Genomic DNA, 17,898 nt, shown 5'->3' on the forward strand with positions numbered 1-17,898 from the left:
CGCAACCGGCCCCATCGTCGGGCCACCGTATCGACCATCACGATCTCGAATGAAAGCAACCATCGATTGGCAGGGCCAACTGCAGTTCTCCGGCACCGCGGATAGCGGCCACGAAGTCACTATCGACGGGCCGCCGGATATCGGCGGCGAAAACGCCGGTTTCCGACCCATGGAGATGATTCTGCTGGGCGTGGGTGGCTGCAGCGCGATGGACGTGATGCATATCCTCAAGAAATCGCGCCAGGACGTGACCGGCTGCCGTATCGAGGTGGACGGCACCCGTGCCAGCACCGAACCGAAGGTGTTCACCGACATTCATCTACAGTTTTTCGTTTCCGGCCAGAACCTCAACGAAAAACACGTCGCGCGCGCGGTGCAGCTGTCGGCCGAGAAATACTGCTCGGCCTCGATCATGCTGCAATCGAGCGTGAACATTACCCACGACTACACGATCGAAACCGTCTGATCGGCCCATGCGCGGGCGTGGCGCTTGACGTACGCGCTCGCGCGCGGATACTGCGCCATTTCATCGCCCATCGACCCGGTCGGTCGACGCAACGTCTGGGCCCATGCAGCCGAAATAATGGGCGCTACGACCCCGTCATCGGTTCATGCAGCCCGCGTTGAGCTCAGCCGCCCTGGCCCACACCCCATCCCGAATTCGCCATGGAAAAACTGCGCCTGCACGGCTTCAACAATCTGACCAAGTCGCTGTCGTTCAACATCTACGACATCTGCCATGCGCGTACGCAGGAGCAGAAGAAGGCGTATGTCGCCTATCTGGACGACATGTTCAGCGCCGATCGTCTGACCCAGATCCTGACCGAAGTCTCGGACATCATCGGTGCGCATATTCTCAATATCGCCCGTCAGGACTACGAACCGGAAGGCGCGAGCGTGACCATCCTCATCGCCGAGGAGGCCGCCTACGACGGGCCGACGCCGGATGCGGTGGTCGGGCATCTCGACAAGAGCCATATCACGGTCCATACCTATCCGGAGTTTCATCCGGATAACGGCATCTCGACCTTCCGCGCCGATATCGACGTATCCACCTGTGGCCTGATCTCGCCGCTCAAGGCGCTGGATCATCTGATTCACAGCTTCGAATCGGACGTGGTATCGATGGACTACCGGGTGCGCGGTTTCACGCGTGACGTGGACGGCGTGAAGCACTTCATCGATCACGAGATCAACTCGATCCAGGACTACATCCCGGAAGACATCTGCAACCGCTATCAGATGATCGACGTGAATGTGCTGGCCGAGCGCATCTTCCATACCAAGATGCGGCTGACCGAATTCTCGCTGAACGATTACCTGTTCGCGGAAAAAGCCGAGGACCTGTCCGAAGACGAGGCCGCCGAGCTGACCGATCGGATCGAGGCCGAGGTGAACGAAATTTTCTACGGCCGTAATTTCGCCAACGACGCTCAGGACGGCGAATAGCCCCGCGCGCCCTGGCATGGCGCGTATCGTGCATGATGATGCGCGTGGTGGCGGGTGTGCCGTCGTCGATCGCAGCCTGTGTTGTCCCTAGCGAGGTAGAACCGTGGAGTTGCGCCCCGACCAGTTTCAGCGCCAGGTCGACAGCCAGCCGCTGGCGCGCTGCTATGTACTGGCCGGCGACGAGCCGTTGCAGGTACTCGAAGCCGCCGATGCCCTGCGGGCGGCGGCACGCAAACAGGGCTTTGACGAACGTGAAGTCCTGCATGCCGAGCCGGGATTCGACTGGGGCCAGCTGGCAAGCGCCGGCGCGAGCCTGTCGCTGTTCTCCGAAAAACGCCTGCTGGAACTGCATCTCACCGACAAGGGCCCCGGCAAGCCCGGCAGCGCGGCAATCAGCGATTACGCCAAGAACGCGCCGGATTCCACGCTGCTGCTGATTCTGGCCACGCCGCTGGCCGCGAGTGCGCGCAAAAGCGCCTGGTACAAGGCGGTCAGCAAGGCCGGCGTGGCCATGTATGCCTGGCCGCTGCCGGGCGCGCGCATGGCGCAATGGGTGGAACAGCGCGCGCGTGCCAACGGTCTTGCGCTCGATCGGGACGCGGTCGCCCTGCTGGCCGAACAAACCGAAGGCAACCTGCTGGCCGCCGCCCAGGAAATCGACCGGCTCGCGCTGCTGCATCCGAACGAAAGCATCGGCGCGGCCGAAATCGAAGCCGCGGCCAGCGACCACAGCCGCTTCGGCATCTTCGACCTGCCTACCAAGGCGCTCGCCGGCGACAGCGCCAGCGCGCTGAAAACGCTGGCCAAACTGCGTGCCGAAGGGGTGGATGCGGTGCCCATCACCTGGGCGCTGGTACGCGAAATCCGCATGCTGTATCAGGCTGCGCTTGCCGCGCGCGCCAACCGGCTCGATGCCATGCTCGGCAAGATCTTCATGCCGCCAGCGCGCAAGCGCCAGCTGGGCGAGGCCGCGACGCGGGCCGATCCGACCATGCTGGCCGAGCTGCTGCGCCGTGCGGCCCGGCTCGATCAGGTCAACAAAGGCGCGGCCGTCGGGCGCGCCTGGGATGAACTGGTAACATTGACCCTCGGTCTGGCAGGTCAGCCGCCGCGCGCGTCCTGCCTCGTATCCAATCGTCTTCAGTAACCAGAACTCATGAGCGCCAATCTAAGCGATCGCGAAAACCAGGACAGCAGTCCGCAAAGCCGTATCGAACGGCAGATGCAGGCCATGGGCAAGCGCGCCCGTGCCGCCGCCCGGCATATGGCCGCCGCCGAGCCAGGCGCCAAGAATGCCGCGCTGTTCGCGATTGCCGAAGCGCTGATCGCCGGGCGCAGTAGCATTCTCGCCGCCAACGCCCGCGATATGCGCGAAGGCCGCGACGAGCTCGATACGGCGCTGCTCGAACGTCTGGAACTCAACGACAAGCGCCTCGAACAGATGGCCGAGGGCCTGCGCCAGGTCGCGGCCCTGCCCGATCCGATCGGCGGCATCACCGACCTCAACTATCGGCCTTCCGGTATTCAGGTCGGGCGTATGCGCGTGCCGCTGGGGGTGATCGGCATCATCTACGAATCGCGCCCGAACGTCACCGCGGACGCGGCAGCGCTGTGCCTGAAATCCGGCAATGCGGCGATTCTGCGCGGCGGCTCGGAGGCTGCACACAGCAATCAGGCCATCGCGGCCTGTATCAGTCGCGGGCTCACCGATGCCGGCCTGCCGGCCGACGCCGTACAGGTGGTGGAAACCACCGACCGCGCGGCCGTCGGCGCGCTGCTCGACATGCCCGAATACGTGGACGTGATCGTGCCGCGCGGCGGCAAGGGCCTGATCGAATTCGTCTCCAACAATGCGCGCATGCCGGTCATCAAGCATCTGGACGGCGTGTGCCATGTCTATATCGACGACCATGCCGATCTCGACAAGGCCATTGCGATCGCGGTCAACGCCAAGACCCAGCGCTACGGCACCTGCAACACCATGGAAACGCTGCTGGTGGCCGATTCCATAGCCGAGCGCGTGCTCAAGCCGCTATCGCAGGATCTGCGTCAGGCGGGGGTGGAACTGCGCGGCTGCCAGCGTACGCGCAAGCTACTCGGCACGGGCGTGAAACCGGCTTCGGACGCCGACTGGGCCGAGGAATATCTGGCCCCGGTGCTGGCGATTCGTATCGTCGACGACATGGACCAGGCCATCGACCATATCGAAACCTGGGGCTCGCACCATACCGATGCGATCGTCACCGAAAGCGTGACCCGGGCACGGGCCTTCATGCGCGCGGTGGATTCCGCCTCGGTGATGGTGAATGCCTCGACACGATTCGCCGACGGGTTCGAATACGGCCTGGGTGCCGAGATCGGCATTTCCACCGACAAGCTCCACGCGCGCGGGCCGGTCGGGCTGGAAGGGCTGACTTCGCTGAAGTACGTCGTATTCGGCGACGGCCATGTCCGCTAGCGCCCTGATCGTTTCGGGAGAAACATTTTGACCACCGCCCCTGTCGGTGTCCTTGGCGGCACGTTCGATCCGGTTCACAACGGGCATCTGCGCCTGGCCATGGAACTGGCCAGCGCGCTCGATATGGCCCATGTGCGCCTGGTGCCCTGTGCGCGGCCGCCGCATCGCGGCGCGCCCACGGCATCGCCGGGCCAGCGCTCGAAATGGATTCGCGTGGCCGTGAGCACCGAGCCGCGCCTGCGCCTGGACGATCGCGAACTGCTGCGCGACGGACCGTCCTATACCGTGGATACGCTGGCCTCCATGCGCGCCGAAATGCCGGATACGCCGCTGTGCCTGATCATGGGCCGCGATGTGTTCGCCAAGCTGCCAGGCTGGCATGAATGGGAACGCATCTTCGATAGCGCCCATATCGTGCTCATCGACCGTCCCGGTATCGACTGCGAGCTCGACAGCGCAGCCGCCGACGCCCTGGCCGAACGGGGCACCGATAGCCACGAGACGTTGCATCGCGAGCTCGGTGGCCATATCTATACCTATATGCCGCCGCCGCTGGTGATTTCGGCCAGTTATATCCGCGAGCTGCTGGAGCGGGGTGAAAGTCCGCGTTACCTCTTGCCCACCGCCGTGCTCGACGACATTATGGATGCAGGCGTCTATCAGTCCCAACCGGCCACGGCCGCGAGTCAATGAATCTACAAGACAAGCCCGAAAACGCCCACAACAGCGATCCACAGGTTAACGCCTTGCTGAAGCTGGCCATCGAAGCCGTCGACGAACTCAAGGGCGAATCCGTCCAGGTGCTCGACGTCGCCGAACTGACGACCATTGCCGATCATATGGTCATTTGCAGCGGCCGCTCGGCACGCCACGTCAAGCGCCTCGGCGAAACGGTGATCGCCCACGCCAAGGAAGCCGGTATCCAGCCGCGCGTGGAAGGCCTGAGCCAGGCCGAGTGGGTACTCATCGACCTCAACGGCGTGGTGGTGCACATCATGCAGCCGGTTACGCGTGCCTATTACCAGCTGGAAAAACTCTGGGACATGGACGCGATCGCCGGCGAAAGCTCCACCACGCACTAGTTCCGTCGTGGCGTAGTTTATGCGAATACGCCTGCTGGCGGTGGGCCGGCGCATGCCCGGCTGGGTTACCGGCGCCTACGACGACTACGCCCGCCGCCTGCCGCATGAATGCCGGCTGGAACTCACCGAAATAGCGCCCGGCAACCGCAAGGGCGGCAAGCCCGAACGCGCGATCGCCGATGAAGATCGGCGTATCTGCGATGCGCTCTCCCCCGATCTGGACGTGATCGCCCTGGCCGTGGACGGCAAGCCCTGGTCGACCGAGCAGCTGGCCGGACAAATGCGCGAATGGCTGGCCGACGGCCGTGATCGTGCCCTGCTGGTCGGCGGCCCGGACGGCCTCGGCCCGAACAGTCTGGCCCGGGCGAACCGGCGCTGGTCGCTGTCGCCTTTGACCCTGCCGCACCCTTTGGTACGCGTGATCCTGGCCGAACAACTGTTTCGCGCCCACAGCATTCTCACCGGTCATCCCTACCATCGCGGCTGAGCACGCCGCCGGGCGTGGATCGGGGCGCGCTTGCAGTGGCATACGCTGTGCGCCGACAATCGAGTGCATGGCATCGAATTCCCATAACCTGCCCTGCCCATGCACACGTCGACGCAAACCGCGGTGAGCGTCTCGTGTCTGCCCGAGGCCGATCCCGAGCCCACGCGTATCGAGATCCTGGTCAACGTCTCCAAGGGTGAAACGCGTGCGGCGCACCTGGAAAACGGCGTGCTGCAGGAAATCTATATCCAGCGCGATGCGACCGGCAGCGTGGTCGGCAATATCTACCTGGGCAAGGTGCAGCGCGTACTCGCGGGCATGCAGGCGGCGTTCATCGACGTAGGCCTGCCCAGGGCCGCCTTTTTGCAGATTTCGGACATGGTGCGCCGCCCGGCCGAAACGCAGGACGTGGCGCCACGCATCCAGAACCGGCTCAACCAGGGCGATCGTGTTCTGGTGCAAGTGTCCAAGGATGCGATGAGCAGCAAGGGCGCACGGCTGACCACCGACCTGGCGATTCCGTCGCGGTTTCTGGTCTATATGCCCTACAACCCGCGTATCGGCGTTTCTGCCCGCATCGAAAACGAAGCCGAACGCAACCGGCTGCACAGCGCCGTGGCCGGCATTCGCGAAGAGCTGGGTCTGACCGGCGGTTTCATCGTACGTACGGTCGGCGACGGCGCGCCCCACCATGCCCTGGCCGCCGACATGCGTTTTCTGGCCACGGTCTGGAACGATATCCTCCAGCAAAGCCGTACCGTCGCCCCGGAGACCCTGCTCTACGGCGATCTGGCGCTGCCAATTCGCATGCTGCGCGACATGCTCACGCCCGAAGTGGCGGCGATCACCATCGACGACGAAGCCGCCTGGCAGGAAATGACCGGCTTCACCCAGCGCTTTGCCCCCGAGTTCACCGAACGCACCTGCCACTACACCAAGCCGGTGCCGCTGTTCTCGCAATACGGGATCGAAGAAGCCATCGAACGCGCCCTGGCGCCGAAGGTGCCGCTGCGCTCCGGCGGTTTTCTCATCATCGAACAGACCGAGGCGATGGTCACGGTCGACGTGAATACCGGCGGCTACGTCGGCACCCGCAGCCTCGAACAAACGGTGCTGCGTACCAATATCGAGGCTGCCAACACGGTGGCCCGCCAGCTGCGCCTGCGTAATCTAGGCGGCATCATCGTGATCGACTTCATCGACATGGTCGATGCCGAGCACAAGGCCCAGGTACTCACCGCCCTGCGCGCCGCGCTCGATGCCGATCCGGCCAAGACCAGCGTGGGCGCCATTTCCCCTCTGGGGCTGGTGGAAGTCACCCGCAAGCGCACCCGCGAATCGTTGCAGCAGCTCATGTGTCATCCCTGCGAGAGCTGCCAGGGCCGCGGCTTCGTCAAGACCTGCGAGACCGTCTGTTTTTCGCTGTTTCGCGAAATGAGCCGGCTGGCCCGCAGCCAGCGCGTCGAGGAACTGCTGATTCTCGCCGCCCCCGATATCATCGGCCTGTTGCTGGATGAACTGGCCGGCGCCTTTCACGATGTCTGTGCCGACACCGGGCTCGCGGTGCGTCTCCAGTCCGAATCGCTCTACACGGCCGAACAGTTCGATCTGGTGGTGATGTAAGCTGTGAGGCGCCACGACGCCCGCGAACGCCCTGGCTTGCCGCCGGACGTGCGCGATCGTCGTCGACACCGCAGCGCCGCGCCGGCCCGGTCCAGACTGCGGCGTCGCCGACACGCCTTGCGAACCCCGAGCGCGCGGCCGTGTCGAAACACCAACGCCGCCGTCCGATCGCCGCCCGACACATTCATGCCCGCTAAGCGCTTCGCCAATACAGTTTCACGCCGGCAGGCTATGCAGCGTTCGTATCGCGCCAGGGGTCAACGCCTGCCGAGTCGAGACAACCCGCCCGCGCATGGCTAGTACGACGATCATCAAACGCGCGTTCGTCGTTACGCTCGCCAGCCTCGTGATCCTGGCCGGCCTGCTGGTGGGCGGCGTGCGCCTGATCGATCATCTCGTGCCCGGCTATCGCGAAGCGCTGGCCGAGCGCATCGGCCGGCGTATCGACGCCGATATCGATATCCAGGCCATCGAACTGCGCTGGCAATGGAACGGCCCGCTGCTGGAGCTGGCTGACGTGCGCGTGACCCGCCACGGCTTCGATCAGCCGGCGGTGACGCTCGCCAGCCTGGGCCTGCATTTTTCCTTTACCGACCTCATTCACGGCAAACGCCTGCCGGACGGGCTGACGCTGGAGCGGCCCACGCTCACGCTACGCCGCGGCGAAGACGGCCGGCCACAGCTGGCGTACTGGTCGCGGCCGGGCGACGCGCCGCTGGACTGGAACACGGTCAACGAGCGCATGGCCATGCTGCGTTCGGCCCGAATCAGCGATGCCGATATCACCCTGCTCGACGCGCGCCTGCCCGACGGGCGCGGTCGTATCGAACGCCTGGATGCGCGCATCGCCCGCAGCGAGAACGACAGCTATGGCCTGCAATTCAACCTCGACGGCCTGAACTGGCTCGAGCACGCCCAGGGCCAGGCCCGTTTTTCCGGGCGCCTGCCGAACATCGATACGGCCGAATTCGAATTCAGCGTGGACGGTCTCGACACCCCTTCGCTGGCGCGCAGCACGCAGCTGATCGAGCCGGCACTGCGCGAACGGCTTTCCGGCGGCCGCATGGCGGCCACGGTCGACGGCCACTGGCAGCAAGGGCAGCTGATCAACGCCGAGGCCCAGCTCGATCTGGCGGCGATAGCCGACACCGCGACCGACGCCGATCTGGTGCCTGCGCTGTCTGCCACTTTCGAGGCAGCCGGCATCGCGCAAGCGGCCGACGCAAACGCCAGCGCTGACGATATCCGACTGGCGATGACCGCCTTCGACGGCGACGCACCCGGGCTGGATCGCTTTGCGCTGACCGGCGGGATCGACCTCGACGAGCCGCGCCTGCGTATCGACGCCCGCCATCTGCCGGTGGGCATTGCCACGCGTCTGGCCCGGCTGCGGATCGACCGTCTTGCCGATACCGCGGTGGATGCGCAGGTCGACAATCTCGCCCTCACGCTCGGTAGCGATACGCCCTTGCAGCTGGCCCTGGACTTCAACCACCTGTCTATCGATGACCCGGCCATCACGGTCGGCCCGCTGGCAGGCAGCTATTACCAGCAGGGCGACAACCACATCCTGCAGTTCAACAACGCCGGCGGCACGCTCAGCGCCCGCCGCTATCTGCGCGGCGAACTGGCGATGGACGACCTGGACGGCGAAATCGCCTGGCAGCGCCGCGACGGCGGCTGGCAGATCGACGCCCGCAAGCTCCAGCTCGCCAGCGCCGAAGCCGAATTCAAAAGCAGCGGCCGGATACGGCTTCGGCCCGGCCAGGCGCCGGTAGTGGATCTGCAGGCCAGCGCCAGCGCCCCGCAGGTCGCACGCCTGCTCGCACGTATTCCGCAGGCTGACGACCTGCCCAACGAAAAGCTGCGCGATTGGCTGCCCAAGGCCATTACCGCCGGCACGCTCGACAGCGCCACCCTGGAACTGCGCGGGGCCATGGACCGGTTTCCGTTCGCCAACCCCCAGGGCGACGAACGCTTTCATCTGGAACTCGTGGGCCACGACGTCGACGTGACCTACAAGGACGACTGGCCGCCGCTGACAGGCGCACGCGGCAAGCTCGTACTCGACGGCGATGATCTGCGCGTGGACGTGGCCGCCGCGCGCATGCTGGACGTAGACCTCGGCCCGGCCACCGGCCGGGTGGAAAACGTGCGCGAACCGGTGCTCGAGATCGACGGCAAGGCACGCAACGCTCGGGCCGAGAAGATGCTGGCCTTCTTGGTGCGCTCGCCGCTGCGCGATCGCTTTGCGAAAATCGTCGACGCGCTCAAGGTGACCGGCCCGGCCGATCTGTCGATCGATCTGCGCATACCGCTCAAGCCCGAGCTGGGCGACGTAAAAGTGTCCGGCGATGTGCGGGCGCGCGGGACGACGCTGCGCACGGCGGCCCTGCCCGGCCCGATCACCGCCATCACCGGCACCCTGCACTTCGACGACGCACGCGGGCTGAGCGCGCGCTCTCTCAAGGGCAATCTGCTCGGGGTGGCGCTGGATGCCGACGTGGTGCCGGTGGCCGGCCAGCGCCAGCGCATCGTCGCGCGTGCCCGGCTGCAGCTGCCGCAGGACGGCGCGGCGGTCGCCCACTATCTGCCCGAGTCGTGGCTGCGCTATGGCCAAGGCGCGAGCGATTTCAACGTGGCCTTCGAGGTCGCCCGCAACGGCGACGTGTCCGACATCGACCTGAAAAGCGACCTGCGCGGCCTCGCCCTTGAGCTGCCGGAGCCGCTGGACAAGCCCGCCGATCGTGCCGCGCCGCTGGCCATCACCGTGGCCGGCGATGCCAGCCGCGTACACGTCGGCTACGACGGCCGCGTGGATACCACCGTGCGCCTGCGCGACGGCGCGGTCACCCGTATTCAGGCGCTGCTCAACGACCGCAGCCTCACCCCGCCGGATCAAGACGGTATCTGGATCGGCGGTCGGGCCGATCACGTCGACGGGCTGGGCTGGTTCACGGTGGTACAGGATCAGGTCGAAGCCGCCACCCGCGCCGCCGCCCAGTCCGGCAGCAGCGCCAGCGCGCTGGATTTCATCGGCGGTGATATGCGCATCGGCGCACTGGCCTTCGACAATCGCTACTTCCAGAACACGCATCTGCGCGCGCAGACCATGAACGCGCGCCCGGGCTGGCGGATCGATTTCGAAGGCCCGGATACCCAGGGCCAGGTCACCTGGACCCAGCCCGCCGGCGGCAATATCAATATTGCCGGCAATCTCGCCCGGCTCGCGCTCAGGACACGACCACAGCAGCCCGTGGCCGCACCGGTCGAGACCAGCCCGATCATCTGGCAGGACATCGACCCGGCCGACCTGCCCCATCTGGATGTGTTCGTGGCCAATTTCGAAGTCGACGACACCGACTTCGGCCAGGCCGAAGTCAAGGCCCGCGCCCAGCCCGACGGCTGGCAGCTCGACCGCTTCCAGCTCAAGAACGGGGCTATGGAGGGCTGGGCCACCGGTCGCTGGGTTCACGACAACGGCCAGACCGAGGCCAGTGCCCAGACCCGCTTCGAGGGCGCCGGCATGGCCGGGCTGCTGCGGACTCTCGGCTATCCGGCCAGCGTGAACGCCGATTCCACGCGCCTGCACGCCCGCCTGAACATCGCCCCGAACCCGGTCGGACTGGATCTACGCGCGCTCGACGGCCAGGTAGAACTCGCCCTCGACAACGGCACCTTCACCGCTGTCGAACCCGGCGCGGCACGGGTGCTGGGGTTGGTTAATCTCTACGTGCTGCCACGCCGCCTGCGCCTGGATTTTCGCGACGTGGTCGACGAGGGGCTGGCCTTCGACAAGGTACGGGCGAACTTCACAATCGAGAACGGCAACGCCTACAGCGACAATGTGCGTATCGACACGCCGTCCTCGCAGATCCGCATGAACGGGCGCATCGGCCTGGCCGCACGCGACTACGACGAACGCGTGACCATCGTGCCCAAGGTGGGCAGCGGTGTGACCGTGGCCAGTACCGTGCTCGGCGGCCCGCTGGTGGGCGCGGCGGTATTCGCCATGCAGGAGCTGTTCAAGAAACCGATCAAGAAATTCTCGAGCATCGCGTATACCCTGAAAGGCAGCTGGGACAACCCGCGCATCGAGCAGCCCAGCGCCGAAGAATAGCCCGACCGAAGAAGCCCGCCATGACCGCCGATTCCAACCTGCCCCACGTCGCCGCCATCCAGATGAACTCGCGCGGTGAAGTCGCGCCTAATCTGGCCTGTGCCGACGACCTGCTCGCCGATGCCGCACGGCGCGGCGCCCAGCTCGCTGTGCTGCCGGAGAACTTCGCCCTGATGGGCGCCCATGAAACCGACAAGATCGGCGTGGCCGAGGCCGACGGCGCCGGCAACGGCCATACGCCGATCCAGGACTTCCTGGCCGAGGCGGCACGCAAGTACGGCCTTTGGATCGTCGGCGGCACGATTCCGCTGGCAAGCGATGAACCCGATCGTGTCTACCCCAGCTGCCCGGTGTATGCCGACAACGGCGAACGCGTGGCCCGCTACGACAAGATCCACCTGTTCGACGTGGGCGTGCCGGATTCGGCCGAGGCCTATCGCGAGTCCGCCACCTTCGTGGCCGGCCCGCCCACGCCCCATGTCGTGGATACGCCGATCGGCCGGCTGGGGCTGAGCGTGTGCTACGACCTGCGTTTTCCCGAGCTCTATCGCGCCATGGCCGCCGAGGGCGCAGAAATCGTGGTCGCGCCGTCGGCGTTCACCCATACCACCGGCAGCGCGCACTGGCACGTGCTCACGCGTGCCCGGGCCATCGAAAACCTGGTCACGATGATCGCGCCCAACCAGGCCGGCCATCACGCCAACGGCCGGCGCACCTATGGGCACAGCCTGATCATCGACCCCTGGGGCCAGATCAAGGCCGAAGCGCAAAGCGAAGCCAACGAAGTGATCGTCGCCCCCATCGACCGGGCCCGTATCGCCAGCCTGCGCGAAGGCTTTCCCTGTCTGTCGCATCGACGTTTGTTCTAGGGCCTGTCGTCGCGAGATAAGCCGTCGCATCGATCGTTATCCGTTGGGGCTTGCCCGTGCCGGGCGTGTCAGGCAAGGCGCGGGCCGCCGAGCGTGGCGGGCCCACGGTCAAGGTCCGCAACGCAGCATGGCGCGCCCGGCACAGGCAATGCGATGGTATATCCCGTGACGACAGGCCCTAGGACTGCTAGAAATAGCGCATTGATTGACTGCGCTGTTTTCAAAGGAGCGCCCGATGGCCCGTCAAATCCAGTTCGCCGAGACCGGTGGTCCTGAAGTCCTGAAACTCGTCGACGTCGAGCCGCGCGACCCCGGCCCCGGCGAAATACGTATCGCCAACCGCGCGGTCGGGCTGAACTTCATCGATATCTACGTGCGCAGCGGGCTCTACCCCTCGCAGCCGCCGAGCGGGCTGGGCACCGAGGGTGCTGGCGTGGTGGATGCCGTGGGTGAAGGCGTCGAGGATTTCGCCGAGGGTGATCGCGTGGCCTATGCCCAGGGCCCGCTGGGCGCATACGCCGAGTTCATCACCATGGACGCCGACAAGGCGATCGCCCTGCCGCAGGCGATCGATTTCGAAAGCGCCGCGGCGAGCATGCTCAAGGGCCTGACCGTGCAGTATCTGCTGCGCCAGACCTATGCCATCGGCGAAGACGACACGATCCTGTTCCATGCCGCGGCCGGCGGCGTGGGTTCGATTGCCTGCCAGTGGGCGCATGCGCTGGGCGCGCACGTGATCGGCACCGTATCGAACGAAGACAAGGCCGGTATCGCCAAGCGCAACGGCGCCTGGATGACCATCGACTACACCCGCGAATCAGTGCCCGAACGAGTGCGCGAGCTCACCGACGGCGCAATGGTGCCCGTCGTCTACGACTCGGTCGGCAAAGACACCTGGCAGGACTCTCTGGCCTGCCTGGCCAAGCGCGGTTTGATGGTGAGTTTCGGCAACGCCTCCGGCCCCGTCGAAGGCGTGAATCTCGTCGAACTCAACAAGGGCGGCTCGCTGTTCGTGACCCGGCCCAGCCTGGGCGGCTATGCCGACACCCGCGAACGCTTCGAGATGATGTGCGCCGACTTCTTTGCGGTGCTCGAATCCGGCGATGTGCGCATCAACATCGGCCAGCGTTTCGCGCTCGAAGACGCCGCCGAGGCCCATCGGGCCCTGGCCAACCGCGAAACCACCGGCTCGACGATCCTCACCCTCTGATCGTGCCAGCGGCGCCCCCAACGAGGCGCCGCGCGGTGTTAATGTGATGCGATGAAAAACGCTATCGATATCGCTTCCGACACCCTGCTCGGCCGTGCCGGCATCGACGCCGGCCAGCTGCAATCCGCGCTTCGGGGCCTGATGGTACCGGGCGTGGACTATGCCGACCTCTATTTCCAGATTCTCAAGAACGAATCCTGGATGCTCGAGGACGGCGTGGTACGCAGCGCGGGCGCGTCGACGTCACAGGGTGTGGGCGTGCGTGCCCTGGCCGGCGAGCAGACCGGTTTTGCCTATGCCGACGAGCTTGCCTTTCCGGCCTTGACCCGGGCCTCACAGGCTGCGGCCGCGATTGCCCGGGATGGCAAGAGCGCAACCGTGAATGCGCTGACCCGTCGTGACAGCGGCGCGGCCACGCGCTATGCGCCGATCGACCCGTCTGCCACGCTCGACGCCGATGCCAAGGTCGCGCTGTTACATCACGCCGACAAGATCGCTCGCGATGCAGACGAGCGCGTGGTGCGCGTGACCGTGTCGTTGGCGGGCTCCTCAGACACCATGCTGGTCGCGGCCTCCGACGGCACGCTGGCCGGCGACGTGCGCCCGCTGGTGCGGGTGAACGTGTCGGTACAGGTTGAAGAAAACGGCGTGCGCGAATCTGCCAGCGCCGGCGGCGGTGCGCGTATGGGCTACGACTATTTCGGTACGGCCACCGGCGACGGGGCCGACCGCGTGGCCGGCTACGCCCGCGAGGCCGTACGCCGTGCATTGGTCCGCCTGCACGCGGAACCCGCGCCGGCCGGCAGCCTGCCAGTCGTACTCGGTGCCGGCTGGCCGGGCGTACTGCTGCACGAAGCGGTCGGCCATGGCCTGGAGGGCGACTTCAACCGCCGCGGTTCGTCGAACTATTCCAACCGAATCGGCGAAAAGGTCGCCTCCGATCTGTGCACCATCGTCGACGACGGCACGCTCGACGGGCGCCGCGGTTCGCTGGCGATCGACGACGAGGGCAGCCCCGCAGCCTGCAATACGCTGATCGAAAACGGCCGTCTTGTCGGCTATATGCAGGACAAGCAAAACGCCCGCCTGATGGGCATGGCGCCGACCGGCAACGCGCGCCGCGAATCCTATGCGCACACCATCATGCCGCGCATGACCAATACCTATATGCGCGCCGGTCACAGCGTGCCTGAAGATATCCTCGCCTCGGTCGACCACGGCATCTATGCGGTGAATTTCTCCGGCGGCTCGGTGGATATCACCTCGGGCAACTTCGTGTTCTCGGCCGACGAGGCCTATCGCATCGAAAACGGCAAGATCGGCGCGCCAATCAAGGGTGCCACGCTCATCGGCAACGGCCCGGACGTGCTCGAACGTATCTCCATGGTCGGCAACGACCTGGCCCTGGATGAAGGCATCGGCGTCTGCGGCAAGAATGGCCAGAGCGTGCCGGTGGGCGTGGGCCAGCCCACGCTCAAGGTGGATGCGATCACCGTCGGCGGCACCCAGCAGGGATGACCGCGCCGGCCGACCGAGGCTGAAGGTGGCGCGTCGATCGGCCAGGCCGCGCCCGAACTCAAGCGCCGCTACCACCTCCGTTCGTATCATCGGCGGCGCCTGGCGCGGGCGGCGTCTGCCCGTGACCATGGCCGAAGGCCTGCGCCCCACGCCGGATCGCGTACGCGAAACCCTGTTCAACTGGCTTGCCCCGCGTATCGAGGGCGCACGCTGCCTGGATTTGTTCGCCGGCACCGGCGCGCTCGGCCTGGAAGCGTTGTCGCGCGGGGCCGCTCACGTACAGTTCGTCGAACGCGATCGCCAGGCCATCGCCTCGCTGCGGGCCGCGCTAGATACGCTGGACGCAGCCGCGCGCGCTACGCTGGTTCAAGGCGATGCGCTCGCGCTGACCCTGGCTACGCCCGCCCCGGATGTCGTGTTCATCGATCCGCCGTTTGCCGCCGAACTGCACGGCCCGGCACTGGATCGGGTGCTGGCCGCGCTGCCCGGCCATGCGCAGATCTATCTCGAATATCCGGCCCAACAAACCGATGCCCTGCATGCGCTGTTCGCCGACCGCTTGGACATACGCCGCGCCAAGCGCGCCGGCGACGTCGGCTACTGCCTTGCACAGCCGCGCCCTGCCAGCGAAGATGACCGCGCATCTTTGATTTCGTAATCCATGCTCGCGCCGCGCGCACAGGCACGCGCGCGAGAAACGCCTGAGGAGAACTACGTGCGGTCAGCGCAACACAACCGGGGCCACGGACACGGCGGAGTGGGCGACAGATGAGTAGCGCACCCAATATCCGGGCGGCTTATACCGGCACCTTCGACCCGATCACCAACGGACATGCCGACGTCATTCGACGCGCGGCGGGCATGTTCGACGAGCTGATCGTGGCGGTGGCCAGCAACGCCAGCAAGAAATCGATCTTCGATCACCAGGAACGCGTCGAACTGGCCAAGCAGGTGCTGGCCGATGTCGACAACGTGATCGTCATGCCGGTGAGCGGGCTGGTGGTCGATTTCGCCCGCAAGCACGGGGTGAGCGTGCTGGTACGCGGCGTGCGCGGCGTGGGCGACTACGAATACGAAAAACAGATGGCCGTGATGAACCGTCATCTCGCTCCGCAGGTGGATACCATCTTTCTGGCCCCCTCGCCCGAATATGCCCACATCTCCTCCACGCTGGTGCGCGAGATCGCCTTCCTCGACGGGCGTATCAGCGGCCTGGTGCCCAGCCTCGTAGCCGACAAGCTCCACGAGAAGACCGGCGGCTAGAGCTCGGCGACTACAGGCGGTATCGTGATGATCCGCCTTTCGTTTTTCGCGGTAATGCCCATGTATGTCCGGCTTCGTCTGATCGCCTGCTCGGTGCTTGTTTCGTGCCTGCCGTTATCCAGCGCGCTGGCGGGCAACGACACACCGCCGGCCCCGGCCGTGGCCAGCGCCCATCCGGCGGCGACCGCTGCCGGCATGGAAGTGCTCGACGCAGGCGGCAACGCCTTCGATGCCGCGGTTGCCATTACTGCCGCACTCGCCGTGGTCGAGCCGCAGGGCTCCGGGCTGGGCGGCGGCGGCTTCTGGCTGCTGCACGACGCCGAAAACAATCGCGATGTCATGATCGACGGCCGCGAAGAAGCGCCGGGCGCGGCCACCCGCGACATGTATCTCGACGACGACGGCAACTTCGTCCAGCAGCGCTCGCGCAACGGCGCGCTGGCCGCCGGCATTCCGGGCGAGCCGGCCGCGCTCGCGCATATCGCCGAACGCTACGGCAAGCTGGACCTGGCGCGTACGCTCGCACCGGCGATCCGCCTGGCACGCGACGGCTTCGAAATAAACGACCACATGCACACGCTGGCCGAGTACCGCCGCGACGTGCTGGCGAGATACCCCGCCAGCGCCGCGCTGCTGCTCGACGAGGACGGCGCCGTACTGCCTGCCGGCACCCGCTTCAAACAGCCCGACCTGGCCGCCACGCTCGAGGCCCTCGCCGAACGCGGCCGCGACGGTTTCTACGACGGCGACGTCGCACGCCGGCTGGTCGAGGCCGTGCGCAGCGCCGGCGGTATCTGGACCCGCCAGGACCTGGCGGACTACGACGTTATCGAGCGCGAGCCCACGCACGGCACCTACCGCACACCCAACGGCGAATACGAGATCGTGTCCGGCTCGCCCCCGTCGTCCGGCGGCCCGGTGCTTGTCGAAGCGCTCAATATCCTCGAAGGCTTCGAGTGGGGCACGCTCGACGATGTCGAGCGTCGCCACGTCACCATCGAGGCCATGCGCCGCGCCTACCGCGATCGCGCCGCCTATCTGGGCGATCCGGACTTCGTGGATATGCCTATCGCCCGGCTGATCGACAAGAACTATGCGGCCGGTCTGCGCGTGGGCATCCGTATGGATCGGGCCACGCCCAGCGATGAACTCGCCGGCGTAACCGCCGAGCGCGCCAGCGGCCACCACACTACCCATTTTTCGGTCATCGATGCCGAGGGCAATCGCGTTGCTGCCACGCTGTCGGTGAACTTTCCGTTCGGCTCGGGGCTGGTGGCCGCGGGCACCGGCGTATTCCTCAACGACGAGATGGACGATTTTTCGGCCAAGCCGCTGGCGCCCAACGGCTATGGGCTGGTCGGCAGTGAGGCCAACGCGATCGCACCCGGCAAACGCCCGCTGTCGAGCATGACGCCGACCTTCGTCGTGGGCGACGATCGCGAGATGGCGCTCGGCACCCCCGGTGGCAGCCGGATCACCACCATGGTGCTGCTCGGCGTGCTGGACTTCACCCACGGCGGCGACGCCGCGAGCGTGGTCGGCAAACCGCGCTACCACCACCAGTATCTACCCGATCATGTCGAATACGAGCCCGGGGCATTGTCGTCGGACACGCGTGCCGGCCTGGAGAAACTTGGCCACAGCCTCGAACGGGTCAATCGCCATTACGGCGACATGCACGCGGTGATCTGGAACAAGGCCGAGAACCGAATGGACGCGGCCTCCGACCCGCGCGGCATCGGCTGTGCAGCGATCGGCGACAGCACACCGGTCTGCGAGCACGAGTCGCGCGATACGCAAACCGCGACCACCGACTGAG

The 17,898-nt window shown here is 66.2% G+C and carries 15 protein-coding genes; all 15 read left to right on the forward strand.

Translation table 11 applies throughout. The annotated features are described in order from the left end of the window. Positions 1-49 precede the first annotated feature (49 nt). Complete coding sequence (locus tag ABNU97_RS00590; RefSeq protein WP_348764807.1) at positions 50-466, forward strand: OsmC family protein; 417 nt, start codon at positions 50-52, stop codon at positions 464-466. 200 nt (positions 467-666) lie between these two features. Next, complete coding sequence (gene speD / locus ABNU97_RS00595) at positions 667-1,449, forward strand: adenosylmethionine decarboxylase (protein WP_348764808.1); 783 nt, start codon at positions 667-669, stop codon at positions 1,447-1,449. 103 nt (positions 1,450-1,552) lie between these two features. Next, positions 1,553-2,596, forward strand: a complete 1,044-nt coding sequence (gene holA, locus ABNU97_RS00600) for a DNA polymerase III subunit delta (protein ID WP_348764809.1) — start codon at positions 1,553-1,555, stop codon at positions 2,594-2,596. Positions 2,597-2,671: 75 nt separating this feature from the next. After that, a complete protein-coding gene (locus ABNU97_RS00605; protein ID WP_348764871.1) occupies positions 2,672-3,907 on the forward strand; it encodes a glutamate-5-semialdehyde dehydrogenase in 1,236 nt (411 codons plus the stop codon). A gap of 27 nt (positions 3,908-3,934) precedes the next feature. Continuing rightward, positions 3,935-4,600 (forward strand): nicotinate-nucleotide adenylyltransferase, encoded by a 666-nt coding sequence (gene nadD, locus ABNU97_RS00610; RefSeq protein WP_348764810.1) that lies wholly within the window; start codon positions 3,935-3,937, stop codon positions 4,598-4,600. Further along, positions 4,597-4,989, forward strand: a complete 393-nt coding sequence (gene rsfS / locus ABNU97_RS00615; protein WP_348764811.1) for a ribosome silencing factor — start codon at positions 4,597-4,599, stop codon at positions 4,987-4,989. The genes nadD and rsfS overlap by 4 nt, the downstream gene beginning before the upstream one ends. Before the next feature lie 19 nt (positions 4,990-5,008). Then, positions 5,009-5,476 (forward strand): 23S rRNA (pseudouridine(1915)-N(3))-methyltransferase RlmH, encoded by a 468-nt coding sequence (gene rlmH / locus ABNU97_RS00620; RefSeq protein ID WP_348764812.1) that lies wholly within the window; start codon positions 5,009-5,011, stop codon positions 5,474-5,476. Between the two features lie 99 nt (positions 5,477-5,575). Beyond that, positions 5,576-7,099: an Rne/Rng family ribonuclease gene (locus ABNU97_RS00625; RefSeq protein ID WP_348764813.1), complete on the forward strand. Its 1,524-nt coding sequence runs from the start codon at positions 5,576-5,578 to the stop codon at positions 7,097-7,099. A 292-nt stretch (positions 7,100-7,391) separates the two neighbouring features. Beyond that, positions 7,392-11,219, forward strand: a complete 3,828-nt coding sequence (locus ABNU97_RS00630) for a YhdP family protein (RefSeq protein WP_348764814.1) — start codon at positions 7,392-7,394, stop codon at positions 11,217-11,219. Between the two features lie 20 nt (positions 11,220-11,239). After that, a complete protein-coding gene (locus tag ABNU97_RS00635; protein ID WP_348764815.1) occupies positions 11,240-12,088 on the forward strand; it encodes a carbon-nitrogen hydrolase family protein in 849 nt (282 codons plus the stop codon). A gap of 235 nt (positions 12,089-12,323) precedes the next feature. Then, positions 12,324-13,298: a quinone oxidoreductase gene (locus tag ABNU97_RS00640; protein ID WP_348764816.1), complete on the forward strand. Its 975-nt coding sequence runs from the start codon at positions 12,324-12,326 to the stop codon at positions 13,296-13,298. 51 nt (positions 13,299-13,349) lie between these two features. Next, positions 13,350-14,816 carry a metalloprotease TldD gene (gene tldD / locus ABNU97_RS00645; RefSeq protein ID WP_348764817.1) on the forward strand — a complete coding sequence of 489 codons (1,467 nt, stop codon included), beginning with the start codon at positions 13,350-13,352 and terminating at the stop codon, positions 14,814-14,816. Continuing rightward, on the forward strand, positions 14,782-15,474 hold the full coding sequence (gene rsmD, locus ABNU97_RS00650) for a 16S rRNA (guanine(966)-N(2))-methyltransferase RsmD (RefSeq protein WP_348764818.1): 693 nt from the start codon (positions 14,782-14,784) through the stop codon (positions 15,472-15,474). The genes tldD and rsmD overlap by 35 nt, the downstream gene beginning before the upstream one ends. 110 nt (positions 15,475-15,584) lie before the next feature. Next, entirely contained in the window at positions 15,585-16,079 is a 495-nt protein-coding gene (gene coaD, locus ABNU97_RS00655) for a pantetheine-phosphate adenylyltransferase (RefSeq protein WP_293624458.1), read from the forward strand. A 27-nt stretch (positions 16,080-16,106) separates the two neighbouring features. Next, entirely contained in the window at positions 16,107-17,897 is a 1,791-nt protein-coding gene (ggt, locus tag ABNU97_RS00660; protein ID WP_348764819.1) for a gamma-glutamyltransferase, read from the forward strand. Position 17,898 lies beyond the last annotated feature (1 nt).

It is taken from the genome of uncultured Salinisphaera sp. (assembly GCF_964012375.1).
Classification (GTDB): Bacteria; Pseudomonadota; Gammaproteobacteria; order Nevskiales; family Salinisphaeraceae; genus Salinisphaera.

Excerpts from the sequence above, each read along its gene's own strand:
- ABNU97_RS00590 (WP_348764807.1), top strand. The coding sequence starts at position 50 with ATGAAAGCAACCATCGATTGGCAGGGCCAACTGCAGTTCTCCGGCACC.
- speD (WP_348764808.1), top strand. The coding sequence starts at position 667 with ATGGAAAAACTGCGCCTGCACGGCTTCAACAATCTGACCAAGTCGCTG.
- ABNU97_RS00605 (WP_348764871.1), top strand. The coding sequence starts at position 2,672 with ATGCAGGCCATGGGCAAGCGCGCCCGTGCCGCCGCCCGGCATATGGCC.
- rsfS (WP_348764811.1), top strand. The coding sequence starts at position 4,597 with ATGAATCTACAAGACAAGCCCGAAAACGCCCACAACAGCGATCCACAG.
- rlmH (WP_348764812.1), top strand. The coding sequence starts at position 5,009 with ATGCGAATACGCCTGCTGGCGGTGGGCCGGCGCATGCCCGGCTGGGTT.
- ABNU97_RS00625 (WP_348764813.1), top strand. The coding sequence starts at position 5,576 with ATGCACACGTCGACGCAAACCGCGGTGAGCGTCTCGTGTCTGCCCGAG.
- ABNU97_RS00630 (WP_348764814.1), top strand. The coding sequence starts at position 7,392 with ATGGCTAGTACGACGATCATCAAACGCGCGTTCGTCGTTACGCTCGCC.
- ABNU97_RS00635 (WP_348764815.1), top strand. The coding sequence starts at position 11,240 with ATGACCGCCGATTCCAACCTGCCCCACGTCGCCGCCATCCAGATGAAC.
- ABNU97_RS00640 (WP_348764816.1), top strand. The coding sequence starts at position 12,324 with ATGGCCCGTCAAATCCAGTTCGCCGAGACCGGTGGTCCTGAAGTCCTG.
- tldD (WP_348764817.1), top strand. The coding sequence starts at position 13,350 with ATGAAAAACGCTATCGATATCGCTTCCGACACCCTGCTCGGCCGTGCC.
- rsmD (WP_348764818.1), top strand. The coding sequence starts at position 14,782 with ATGCGATCACCGTCGGCGGCACCCAGCAGGGATGACCGCGCCGGCCGA.
- coaD (WP_293624458.1), top strand. The coding sequence starts at position 15,585 with ATGAGTAGCGCACCCAATATCCGGGCGGCTTATACCGGCACCTTCGAC.
- ggt (WP_348764819.1), top strand. The coding sequence starts at position 16,107 with ATGATCCGCCTTTCGTTTTTCGCGGTAATGCCCATGTATGTCCGGCTT.